Genomic DNA, 10,155 nt, shown 5'->3' on the forward strand with positions numbered 1-10,155 from the left:
TGAAGGCGAAGTCGGGCGTGGTCTGCAGCACCGTGCCGGTGATGATGTCGCCGATACGGTGCGAGAACTCCTCGAAGATCTGCTGGCGCGCGGAGTTGCGCACGATGTCCATGATCTCGCTCTTGGCGTGCTGGGCGGCGATGCGGGAGGCGTCCTTGGGGGTCACGTCCTCCTCGTCGAACTCGGTGTACTCGCCCGTCTCCTCGTCCATCGAGTCGTCGCGGGGGATGAGCTTGTAGACGTAGACCTTGCCGGTGGCGCGGTCGATGGTGACGCGCGCGCCCCAGTCGAGGTGCAGGACCTCGGTGTAGCTCTTGGCCAGCGACTGCTCGAGGCGGTCGATCAGGTAGAGCTCGTCGATGTGCTTCTCCTGGCAAAGCGCCATCAGCGCTTCCATCATCTCGGATGCCATGCTGCTTCCTCTCCTTGCCCCGGCGCTACGCCCGGTCGAAGTTTGGCTTGATCTTGCAGGACTTAATCTGGTCGAGCTCGAAGGCGAGCTCCTCTCCCTCGCACTCGACGCGCACGAGGGAGCCCTCGATGCCCAGGAGGCGCCCGGCGAAGCGGCGCCTCCCCTCCGTGGCGGCGGTGGTCAGCGAGACGTCCTCGCCCGCGAAGCGCTCGAAGTCGCGCGCGCGGCGCAGGGGGCGCGAGAGGCCGGGGGACGAGACCTCGAGGGTGTAGGAGCCCTCGATGGGGTCGAAGGCGTCGAGGGCCTCGTTGATCCAGCCGCTCTGGGCCGCCACTTCGTCGAGCGAGATCGTGGGGAGCCCCTCGTCCGCATGGTCGATGCGCACGCGGACCGTGGGAGCCTTGGCGGACCCCACGACCTCCACGTCCACGACGTCGATGCCATGGGGGGCCGCGGCCTCCTCCAACGCGGCGACCAGCCGCTTCTCAAGGTCAGTCGATGCCACCCTGTCTCCTTCCCGCCCTGCGGCGTCCCTGCATACCAAAAGGAAGCGGGGCAAAGACGCTGCCCCACTTCCTCGAACGTTCACGATTAAGCTCTGCACACTATAGCACGCCGGCGACGGGACGGGAGCGACGAGGCGGACCCACACGTTTGCTGCACTTTGGTGAGCGCCCGAGGTTGATTTGCGAAGTCAGCCGGACGCCCAATGACCGCCCGAGGACCACCGGGAGCCCGCCGGGGGGCACGGGCGCGTCATTCCCCCGCGAGGCGCTGCCGCAGGAAGTCCCTGAACGCCCGGGTTGGCTCGTCGAGCGCGGAGTTCCTGCGCCAGGCGACGTAGAGGGAGCGTCGCGAGGCCTGGCAGGGCAGCTCGAACTGCAGGAGCCTGCCCGCCTCCACCCCCGCCCTGGCCGCGCGGGACGACATCACCGTCACGCCGAGGCCCGCCTCGACGAGNGCGGCGCAGGAGGTCCGGGTGCGTGCGCGAGACCACGATGGAGGGGCGCTGGCGCTCGGAGCGAATCGGGGGCTGCGAGCTGTTGGGGTCGCGCACGTCCACGATGATGGCGCGGATGCGCTGGTTGTGGCTGTAGCGCTCCCCCTGCGGGCGCTCGTTGCGCTCGTCGGGGAAGCGGCGCTGGTCGAAGTAGGGCAGCTCCGCCTCGACGCCCTCGCGAATCTTGATGAAGGCGAAGTCGGGCGTGGTCTGCAGCACCGTGCCGGTGATGATGTCGCCGATACGGTGCGAGAACTCCTCGAAGATCTGCTGGCGCGCGGAGTTGCGCACGATGTCCATGATCTCGCTCTTGGCGTGCTGGGCGGCGATGCGGGAGGCGTCCTTGGGGGTCACGTCCTCCTCGTCGAACTCGGTGTACTCGCCCGTCTCCTCGTCCATCGAGTCGTCGCGGGGGATGAGCTTGTAGACGTAGACCTTGCCGGTGGCGCGGTCGATGGTGACGCGCGCGCCCCAGTCGAGGTGCAGGACCTCGGTGTAGCTCTTGGCCAGCGACTGCTCGAGGCGGTCGATCAGGTAGAGCTCGTCGATGTGCTTCTCCTGGCAAAGCGCCATCAGCGCTTCCATCATCTCGGATGCCATGCTGCTTCCTCTCCTTGCCCCGGCGCTACGCCCGGTCGAAGTTTGGCTTGATCTTGCAGGACTTAATCTGGTCGAGCTCGAAGGCGAGCTCCTCTCCCTCGCACTCGACGCGCACGAGGGAGCCCTCGATGCCCAGGAGGCGCCCGGCGAAGCGGCGCCTCCCCTCCGTGGCGGCGGTGGTCAGCGAGACGTCCTCGCCCGCGAAGCGCTCGAAGTCGCGNATGGGCTTGAGCTTCTTGCGGACGATCGAGACGTAGGCGTCCTCGAGCGTCGACGAGGGAGACTTTGCGGGGATCTTCATGTCCTGGAGGTGACCGAGCATCTCCTTGCTCGACATGCCGTATTCCTTTGCCAGGTCATGCACGCGGGTCTTTGCCATGTAACCAACCTTCTTACGTACGTTTGGGCGGACGGGGTGGGTGACCTCTTAGATCAGGGAGTCCGGGTCGTCAGAGACCGAGGCGTCCGAGAGCTCCTGGAGCTTCTCGTGGATGCCGCAGAAGCGGGAGCCGGGACGGGCCATGTTGCGGCACTGGATGCCCGTGGGTCCCACGTACTCGCAGCGGTGGCCCCCCTCCTCCGCCAGGATGTCGACGTCGTCGTGGGGCAGCTCGCGCATGACGTCGGCGGCAAGCGACTCGTTCTTGATGTCGATGTGCATGCCGGTGAGGCGGGCGGCCAGGCGGGCGTTCTGGCCCTCCTTGCCGATCGCCAGCGAGAGCTGGTCGTCGGGCACGATGACGGTGGCGTAGTTGTTGTCGTCGTCCACGATCACGCGCGAGACGCGGGCGGGCGAGAGGGCATTGGCGACGCACTTGGCGGGGTCGTCGCTCCAGAGGACGACGTCCACGCGCTCGCCGCGCAGCTCCGAGACCACGGTGCGCACGCGACTGCCCTTGGGGCCGACGCAGGCGCCGACGGGGTCGAGGCGGTCGTCCATGGACGAGACGGCCACCTTGGACCTCACGCCCGGCTCGCGCGCGACGGAGCGCACCTCGACGATGCCGTCATAGACCTCGGGCACCTCGAGCTCGAAGAGGCGGCGCAGGAGGTCCGGGTGCGTGCGCGAGACCACGATGGAGGGGCGCTGGCGCTCGGAGCGAATCGGGGGCTGCGAGCTGTTGGGGTCGCGCACGTCCACGATGATGGCGCGGATGCGCTGGTTGTGGCTGTAGCGCTCCCCCTGCGGGCGCTCGTTGCGCTCGTCGGGGAAGCGGCGCTGGTCGAAGTAGGGCAGCTCCGCCTCGACGCCCTCGCGAATCTTGATGAAGGCGAAGTCGGGCGTGGTCTGCAGCACCGTGCCGGTGATGATGTCGCCGATACGGTGCGAGAACTCCTCGAAGATCTGCTGGCGCGCGGAGTTGCGCACGATGTCCATGATCTCGCTCTTGGCGTGCTGGGCGGCGATGCGGGAGGCGTCCTTGGGGGTCACGTCCTCCTCGTCGAACTCGGTGTACTCGCCCGTCTCCTCGTCCATCGAGTCGTCGCGGGGGATGAGCTTGTAGACGTAGACCTTGCCGGTGGCGCGGTCGATGGTGACGCGCGCGCCCCAGTCGAGGTGCAGGACCTCGGTGTAGCTCTTGGCCAGCGACTGCTCGAGGCGGTCGATCAGGTAGAGCTCGTCGATGTGCTTCTCCTGGCAAAGCGCCATCAGCGCTTCCATCATCTCGGATGCCATGCTGCTTCCTCTCCTTGCCCCGGCGCTACGCCCGGTCGAAGTTTGGCTTGATCTTGCAGGACTTAATCTGGTCGAGCTCGAAGGCGAGCTCCTCTCCCTCGCACTCGACGCGCACGAGGGAGCCCTCGATGCCCAGGAGGCGCCCGGCGAAGCGGCGCCTCCCCTCCGTGGCGGCGGTGGTCAGCGAGACGTCCTCGCCCGCGAAGCGCTCGAAGTCGCGCGCGCGGCGCAGGGGGCGCGAGAGGCCGGGGGACGAGACCTCGAGGGTGTAGGAGCCCTCGATGGGGTCGAAGGCGTCGAGGGCCTCGTTGATCCAGCCGCTCTGGGCCGCCACTTCGTCGAGCGAGATCGTGGGGAGCCCCTCGTCCGCATGGTCGATGCGCACGCGGACCGTGGGAGCCTTGGCGGACCCCACGACCTCCACGTCCACGACGTCGATGCCATGGGGGGCCGCGGCCTCCTCCAACGCGGCGACCAGCCGCTTCTCAAGGTCAGTCGATGCCACCCTGTCTCCTTCCCGCCCTGCGGCGTCCCTGCATACCAAAAGGAAGCGGGGCAAAGACGCTGCCCCACTTCCTCGAACGTTCACGATTAAGCTCTGCACACTATAGCACGCCGGCGACGGGACGGGAGCGACGAGGCGGACCCACACGTTTGCTGCACTTTGGTGAGCGCCCGAGGTTGATTTGCGAAGTCAGCCGGACGCCCAATGACCGCCCGAGGACCACCGGGAGCCCGCCGGGGGGCACGGGCGCGTCATTCCCCCGCGAGGCGCTGCCGCAGGAAGTCCCTGAACGCCCGGGTTGGCTCGTCGAGCGCGGAGTTCCTGCGCCAGGCGACGTAGAGGGAGCGTCGCGAGGCCTGGCAGGGCAGCTCGAACTGCAGGAGCCTGCCCGCCTCCACCCCCGCCCTGGCCGCGCGGGACGACATCACCGTCACGCCGAGGCCCGCCTCGACGAGCTGGCGGATGGTCTCCTGGTCGTTGGTGCGCGCGACGACGTCGAGCCCCTCGCCCGTAAGCCCCAGCTCCTCCAGGATCCTGTCCATAGTGGAGCGGCTCCCGCTGCCCTCGCCCCTCAGGACGGTCCGCTCGCGCAGCAGCAGCTCGCGCACGGCCTCGGCCCCAGCCCCCGCAAGCGCGCGGAAGCGGTCCTCAGCGGGGGTGACGAGCACCATGTCGTCGGCACAAAGGGGCACGCACTCGAGCGAGGGCTCGTCTGCGGGAAGCCCCGTGAGGCCAAGGTCGAAGCTGCCCTCGGCGAGCCCCGAGACGACCTCGCGGCTGTCGTGCTGGAAGATCCTGAAGCGCGCGCCGGGCCAGGCACTGGTGAAGGCGAACAGCGCGTCGGGCAGGACGTAGGCCGAGGGGACGGAGGAGCTTCCCAGGTAGATGGCATTGCGCTCGCGGCTGCGCGCGTCCTCGAGCAGGCGGTCGCGCAGGGCGAGCATGGAGCTCGCCTGCTCGAAGACCCTGGCCCCCTGGGACGTGAGCTCGACGCGGCGGGCGCCCCTCAGCACGAGCGTGNCTATGGGGAGCCTGCAGGCACGGTCCGGGTCGCGGCGAATCGAACCGCGGGACCCCGGACCCTCCGCGAGCCTTGAGATGACGTCCCTCAGCTCGTCCAGGCCCTCCCCCGTGACGGCCGAGCAGCGCACGCAGGGGGCGCCCTCCAGGAAGCTCCCCCTCACGCGCTCCCGAAGGTCCGCCTCGACGGCGTCCGCCCACTCGGGCCCCACGGCGTCGCACTTGCTGAGCACGAGCAGGCCCTGCCTGACGCCCAGGAGGTCGAGTATCTGCAGGTGCTCCTTGGTCTGGGGCATGAAGCCCTCGTCCGCGGCGACCACCATGAGCACCAGGTCCATGCCCGTGGCCCCGGCGATCATGTTGCGCACCAGGCGCTCGTGGCCGGGGACGTCGACGACGCTCGCCACCTGCCCGTCGGGCAGCTCGAGGCGCGCGAAGCCGAGGTCCACGGTGATGCCCCGTTCGCGCTCCTCCTTGAGCCGGTCGGTGTCGATCCCCGTGAGGGCGCGCGTCAGCCAGGTCTTGCCGTGGTCGACGTGGCCGGCCGTGCCTATGACCAGCTCGCTCATCGGGCGCCTCCGCCCGCGATGCGCCCGAGGGCGCGCACCACCTCGTCCTCGTCGCCCTCCTGAAGGGTACGCACGGAGAGCACGACGCGGTCGTCCCTCAAGAGGCAGACGACGGGGACGGGGGCCGCCCTGAGGAGTGCCTCGAGGCGTGCGGAGGGCGTTCCCGCGAGCTCGAGCTCCACCCCCGCCCCCGGGAGGAGCGTGCTCGGCAGAGAGCCGCCCCCGGCCTCGTCCTCGAGCTCCACCACCCTGCAGGCGAAGGCGGGCAGCTCGCCCGCGACCCGTGCCGCCAGCGCCTCGGCCCTGGCGAGGAGCTCCTCTCGCCCGAGGGACAGCATGCGCAGCGTGGGAACGTGACCCAGCGCGTCGGCCCGGCTGTGGCTGAGCCTGAGCGTGGCCTCGAGGGCAGCGAGCGAGAGCTTGTCTATGCGCAGGGCGCGGGCCAGGGGGTTCTCCCTGAGCCGGGCCACGAGCTCGGCCCTGCCCACGACGATGCCCGCCTGGGCCGAGCCGACCAGCTTGTCTCCCGAGAAGCAGACGAGGTCCGCACCGTCCCTTATGGCCGCGCGGGGAGAGGGCACCCCGGGCAGCCCCAGGGCCTCGCCGGGCATCAGGAGGCCCGCACCCAGGTCGAAGAGGAGGGGGATCTTCGCCTGGCGGGCAATCGCGGAGAGCCCGGGCAGGCCCACCTCCTCGGTGAAGCCGCCCATGTAGAAGTTGCTCCGATGCACCTTGAGGATGGCGCCGGCCCCCTCGGCCACGGCGCGCTCGTAGTCGGCCGGGTGCGTCTTGTTGGTGGTCCCGACCTCCACGAGGCGTGCCCCGCCGCGCGCGAGGATGTCCGGCACGCGGAAGGAGCCGCCTATCTCCACCAGCTCCCCGCGCGAGATGGCGACGTCCCTCCCGCGGCAGATCGTGTCGAGCATGAGGAGGGCCGCCGCCGNGGCCTCGAGGGCAGCGAGCGAGAGCTTGTCTATGCGCAGGGCGCGGGCCAGGGGGTTCTCCCTGAGCCGGGCCACGAGCTCGGCCCTGCCCACGACGATGCCCGCCTGGGCCGAGCCGACCAGCTTGTCTCCCGAGAAGCAGACGAGGTCCGCACCGTCCCTTATGGCCGCGCGGGGAGAGGGCACCCCGGGCAGCCCCAGGGCCTCGCCGGGCATCAGGAGGCCCGCACCCAGGTCGAAGAGGAGGGGGATCTTCGCCTGGCGGGCAATCGCGGAGAGCCCGGGCAGGCCCACCTCCTCGGTGAAGCCGCCCATGTAGAAGTTGCTCCGATGCACCTTGAGGATGGCGCCGGCCCCCTCGGCCACGGCGCGCTCGTAGTCGGCCGGGTGCGTCTTGTTGGTGGTCCCGACCTCCACGAGGCGTGCCCCGCCGCGCGCGAGGATGTCCGGCACGCGGAAGGAGCCGCCTATCTCCACCAGCTCCCCGCGCGAGATGGCGACGTCCCTCCCGCGGCAGATCGTGTCGAGCATGAGGAGGGCCGCCGCCGCGTTGTTGTTCACGACGAGGGCGTCCTCCGCGCCGCAGAGCTCACGGAGCAGCCCCTCGACGTAGGAGCCGCGCCCTCCCCGCGCGCCATCCCCGAGCTCGTACTCGAGGTTGGAGTAGCCCTGCGCCACCTCGGCGACGTGGGCCGCGACCTCGGGACCCAGGGGAGCGCGCCCCAGGTTGGTGTGGAGGACGACGCCCGTGGCGTTGATCGTGCGCCTCAGCCGGTGGGGACCGCGGGCGAGGTAGTCGTCGGCGATGTCGCGGGCAAGCTCGTCCTCTCCCGCGACGTGGTCCCGCTCGCCCGAGAGCACCTCCTCCCTGAGGCGTGCGAGAGAGGCGCGGACGAAGTCCGTGAGCTGGCCTGCCGGGACCTGGCCCCTGAGCGCCGCCATGCGGGGGCTTCCCAGGATCGCGTCCACCCGCGGGATGCTGCGCAAGAGGCTCTTGTCGGCCATGGGGTCCTCCCTCGTCGGGGGTCGTGCGGGGCGCCGGGCACGAACCCGGCGCCGGGGCTGGCTTGGCGGGAGCAGGTGGGAATCGAACCCACCCGAGCAGTTGCCTGCCCGAACTGGTTTTGAAGACCAGAGGGCGCACCAGTCGCCCATCTGCTCCCCTCTGGCCCGAGACGGGCCGAGTCGGCGGCACGGCCGGCGGGAGGGGCTCCCGCCGCAGCGGAAGGCCGCCTCCAGAACCTTAGCGCAGAAGCGGGGTGCCGGTCGCGCCGCGGAGTGCGCATTTCGCACGGCAGGGCACGCATTCTATTACGGCGGGGCGCGCATTCTAAATCTGAAATGCGCGTCTCGCCGCAAAATCGCAGGTCAACGGAGGAAGGTGCGCATTTCAGATTTGAAATGCGCACCTTGTGGCAAAATCCCAGCTCAGCAGAGAATGGCGCGCAAACCATTTCCAGAGTGCGCGGCAGGCGTCCGGAATGTGCAGCCGGAAGCCGGATCGTGCGGCGCCGGGCGGCCGGGAGAGAGCAGAACGGCCGACCCCGAGGGGCCGGCCGTCGCGAAGCGATCCTGCCGTGGCAAAGGACCCTAGTGGACCTTGCAGGGAATGGGCTTGGGAGGCGTCTTGGGCTTCTTCGCCCCGGCCATGACGATAGCGCCCTCGGGGCAGGCCTCGAGGCAGGCGCCGCACTTGGTGCAGGCCCGCTGGTCGATGACGTGCACGAACCGCGCCTTGCCCATGATGGCGTCCTCCTCGCAGGCGGGGAGGCACTTGCCGCAGCCCGTGCAGCGCGAGACCAGCACATGGTAGGTCATGTAGGCGCGGCACTCGCCCGCAGGGCACTGGTGCTTCGCGTAGTGCTGCTCGATCTCGTCTCCGAAGAGGTCGAGCGCCTGGCTCACGGTGCGGGCCAGGGTCTGGCCGAGCTCGCAGAGGGCGTGCTCCCCCATGACCGGGCAGAGGTCGCGCAGGAGGGCGACGTCGGACGCGCTGGCCTTGTTGGAGCAGACCTTGTTCATGATCACGTCGATCTGATAGCCGCCCTCGTGTCCCAGGACGCAGCAGCCGCAGCCCTCGTGCACGAACTCGCCGACCACCTCGCGCAGGGCGTTCGCCATGCAGCTCGCGGAGGTGTAGACGCGCACGAGGTCGAAGGTCGCGAGGTCCTGCGGGTCGTCCAGCGCGGACGCCGGAACGAAGCGGCTGGCGGGATACCCCAGGTAGACGGCCTTGACGTCCGCGTCCGACACGGAGGAGGCGGCGAGGATGTCGCGCACGCTCGCGTCACGGGGGAGCTCGACCGGGGCGTCCGAGCCCTCCACCCAGACGTGGCGCGTCTCTCCCTCCCCCTCGAGCCACTCGAGGCCAGAGGAGAGGAGCTTGCCCGGCCTCAGCGTGGCGGCCGTGGGGAAGGGCTTCTCGCCCGCGAGGAGGTTCCGCGTGGCGGTGACGTTGGAGTAGAGGAAGCCGATGGAGGCGTCCGCCAGGACGACCTTGACGCCTGGGAGCCTCTCCGCGAGCTCGGACGCCGTGCTCGGCAGAATCAGGGTGACGTCCTCCTCCCCTGCCTTGGCGATGGCCTCGTCCACGCGCTTCGAGAGAAGGTCGAGGGCCGTGGGTGCCTGCTTGTATGCAGGCATGAAGTTGACTGTGGTCATGTGCGTCCCTCCTAGTATTCGTTCCAGAGGCGTGGGGTGGCAAGCTGCAGGCGCAGGTCGCACTGGAGGCAGCGGCTCGCCTCGAACTTGGCCTCGTCCTCGCTGAAGGGGCACTCGAAGGGCTCGAAGCTGCCACGGCGCTGGTCGGCGGGCGCGAACTCGGGCTGGGTCTGCGTCGAGTAGAAGCCCTCGTCGGCCCTGCCGATGCGCGCGGGCGCCACCTCGGGCTCGAGGAGGACCTCGGAGATGTCTCCGTCGCCGCCCAGGAAGCGGTCGATGGAGCTCGCGGCGTCGCGGCCCTGGGCGATGGCGCCGATCACGGACTTGGTGCCCGTGACGTCGTCGCCCGCGGCGAAGACGCCCTCCTCGGAGGTCTCCATGCCCTTTCCGGCGACCACGTAGGGGCCGTGCGTGAGCTCGAGGCCCATGCCGGGGGTGTCCTCGGGCTTCTGGCCCACGGCGAAGATCACGTAGTCGGCGGGAAGGGTGAGCTCGGAGCCCTCGACCAGCTCGGTCACGGCCCTGTGGTTCTCGTCGAAGTAGAAGCGCTTGATCTTCTGGATGGTCATGCCGCCCACGAGGCCGGGCCTCTCGGCGGACTCGTCGATGGAGTTGAAGGCGTAGGCGTCGTGCAGGACCACGCCCTCCTCCGCGGCCTCCTCGCGCTCCTCGGGGGTGGAGGTCATGACGTCCTCCGCCTCGAGGCAGCAGACGTCGACGCTCGCGGCGCCCAGGCGCACGGCGGTGCGCGCGCAGTCGTAGGCGA

At 69.7% G+C, this 10,155-nt stretch carries 10 protein-coding genes, 1 tRNA gene and 1 pseudogene; all 12 read right to left on the reverse strand.

The window, feature by feature from the left end; genetic code table 11:
- The coding region (locus BQ7388_RS05040) for a NusA N-terminal domain-containing protein (protein ID WP_327196099.1) at positions 1-412 on the reverse strand (412 nt) is incomplete at its 3' end.
- Positions 413-437: 25 nt separating this feature from the next.
- Complete coding sequence (locus tag BQ7388_RS05045; RefSeq protein ID WP_009279380.1) at positions 438-917, reverse strand: ribosome maturation factor RimP; 480 nt, start codon at positions 915-917, stop codon at positions 438-440.
- 251 nt (positions 918-1,168) lie between these two features.
- A complete protein-coding gene (locus tag BQ7388_RS13460) occupies positions 1,169-1,342 on the reverse strand; it encodes a LysR substrate-binding domain-containing protein (protein ID WP_083558369.1) in 174 nt (57 codons plus the stop codon).
- Between the two features lie 31 nt (positions 1,343-1,373).
- Positions 1,374-2,012 (reverse strand): annotated as a pseudogene (locus BQ7388_RS05055) (NusA N-terminal domain-containing protein); the annotation flags it as partial.
- Between the two features lie 25 nt (positions 2,013-2,037).
- Entirely contained in the window at positions 2,038-2,391 is a 354-nt protein-coding gene (locus tag BQ7388_RS13465) for a translation initiation factor IF-2 N-terminal domain-containing protein (protein WP_083558268.1), read from the reverse strand.
- A 48-nt stretch (positions 2,392-2,439) separates the two neighbouring features.
- Complete coding sequence (gene nusA / locus BQ7388_RS05070) at positions 2,440-3,690, reverse strand: transcription termination factor NusA (protein ID WP_062530268.1); 1,251 nt, start codon at positions 3,688-3,690, stop codon at positions 2,440-2,442.
- A gap of 25 nt (positions 3,691-3,715) precedes the next feature.
- Positions 3,716-4,195: a ribosome maturation factor RimP gene (locus BQ7388_RS05075; protein ID WP_009279380.1), complete on the reverse strand. Its 480-nt coding sequence runs from the start codon at positions 4,193-4,195 to the stop codon at positions 3,716-3,718.
- A gap of 251 nt (positions 4,196-4,446) precedes the next feature.
- Positions 4,447-5,784, reverse strand: a complete 1,338-nt coding sequence (locus BQ7388_RS05080) for a LysR substrate-binding domain-containing protein (protein WP_072499907.1) — start codon at positions 5,782-5,784, stop codon at positions 4,447-4,449.
- Positions 5,781-7,733, reverse strand: coding sequence for an L-seryl-tRNA(Sec) selenium transferase (gene selA, locus BQ7388_RS05085; protein WP_072499908.1), 1,953 nt, complete (start codon positions 7,731-7,733; stop codon positions 5,781-5,783). The genes BQ7388_RS05080 and selA overlap by 4 nt, the downstream gene beginning before the upstream one ends.
- A 63-nt stretch (positions 7,734-7,796) precedes the next feature.
- Positions 7,797-7,891 (reverse strand) — tRNA-Sec (locus tag BQ7388_RS05090).
- 427 nt (positions 7,892-8,318) lie between these two features.
- Positions 8,319-9,389: an NADH-ubiquinone oxidoreductase-F iron-sulfur binding region domain-containing protein gene (locus BQ7388_RS11510; RefSeq protein WP_083558269.1), complete on the reverse strand. Its 1,071-nt coding sequence runs from the start codon at positions 9,387-9,389 to the stop codon at positions 8,319-8,321.
- An 11-nt stretch (positions 9,390-9,400) separates the two neighbouring features.
- The coding region (locus BQ7388_RS05100) for an FAD-dependent oxidoreductase (protein WP_159430791.1) at positions 9,401-10,155 on the reverse strand (755 nt) is incomplete at its 5' end.

It is taken from the genome of Olsenella phocaeensis, from assembly GCF_900120385.1.
Classification (GTDB): Bacteria; Actinomycetota; Coriobacteriia; order Coriobacteriales; family Atopobiaceae; genus Olsenella_I; species Olsenella_I phocaeensis.

Bases quoted from the DNA above. Each gene is read 5' to 3' on its own strand.
- BQ7388_RS11510 (WP_083558269.1), bottom strand. From the start codon at position 9,389: ATGACCACAGTCAACTTCATGCCTGCATACAAGCAGGCACCCACGGCC.
- nusA (WP_062530268.1), bottom strand. From the start codon at position 3,690: ATGGCATCCGAGATGATGGAAGCGCTGATGGCGCTTTGCCAGGAGAAG.
- BQ7388_RS13460 (WP_083558369.1), bottom strand. From the start codon at position 1,342: ATGTCGTCCCGCGCGGCCAGGGCGGGGGTGGAGGCGGGCAGGCTCCTG.